Origin of the sequence: Helicobacter japonicus (genome assembly GCF_000762845.2) — a bacterium.
In the GTDB taxonomy this organism is placed as follows: domain Bacteria; phylum Campylobacterota; class Campylobacteria; order Campylobacterales; family Helicobacteraceae; genus Helicobacter_C; species Helicobacter_C japonicus.
The window spans coordinates 1-979 of the sequence record NZ_JRMQ02000044.1 but is presented as its reverse complement, the minus strand read 5'-3'; the positions used below and the strand labels follow the sequence as shown (position 1 = coordinate 979).

1 protein-coding gene is annotated in these 979 nt (G+C 34.1%); it reads left to right on the top strand.

All coding sequences use genetic code 11. The features are described from left to right. Positions 1 to 979, top strand: a 979-nt coding sequence (locus LS65_RS09900) for a hypothetical protein (protein WP_161976274.1), incomplete at both ends; no start/stop codon positions are given.

Below are 979 nucleotides of genomic sequence, written 5' to 3'. Positions count from 1 at the left end.
GGGGGGGGGGGATAAAGCAACTTCTCTCTAATGCATTTGCCCCACACTCCCGTAAAGGTGCTTTTTTCTTTTTCATATTTCTTTTTGTTTATTGTATAGGTATAGTTTGCTACTCGCGCTATACTTTCAATCTTGATGATATTTGGATGTGGCTTAAAATTTATGAATCCCAACCCATTTTTAATGGCTATACACCAAGTAGTGGGAGATTTTTTCCTCTCGCTTCTTTAGATTTAAACCTTATTGCTATTTTTTCACACAGCCCTTATGCTTTCTTTACTTTTAACGCCCTCATTGTTTTTGGCATAGGAGTTTTACTATGGATTATATTTGCTCTCATTCTTGAGGATAGATTCTATACTTTGCGCGTGCTACTCCTTATATGTATCTTTTTACACCCCGGCTTTGTAACAATAATGTTAGGTATTTGTTATCCTGAACGCCTGCAAGTGCTTTTTCTAAGTCTCTTTATCTTCTCAAGCATAAAGTTCTACCGAGATAATTCCCTATCCAGTGCAATTATTGGTTTTATAAGTGCTAATGCTGCCTTGTATTATAAAGAACCTACTTTTCTTATCATTGGTAGTTTTGGGCTACTTATGTTTATAGATTCTATAAAAAACAAAAATAGCACGAAGGCTTATTTGTATTATGGTGCATTAACCATAAGTGCGCTTATTTTTCTTGTGTTATATTTCACACTCATTATCCCACATATAGAGAAAGCTTACACACGTGAAATCTTTCTTAGCAAGTATGAGGAGATACTCCACACACTCAAGGGGCTTTTAAACTTCATACTTAATGACAGCATTTTGCTCCTTTTGTTGCCAAGCTTATTTTTATATAGAATCTATATGTTTATATTTAAACACGATAGAAGGCATATCTTTTGGGATAGTCTGCTTTTGGGTGGATTCTTATATTTATGTGCATTTATTAAACTTCATCTTTTTGAACTTTACTACCTTATTCCTAT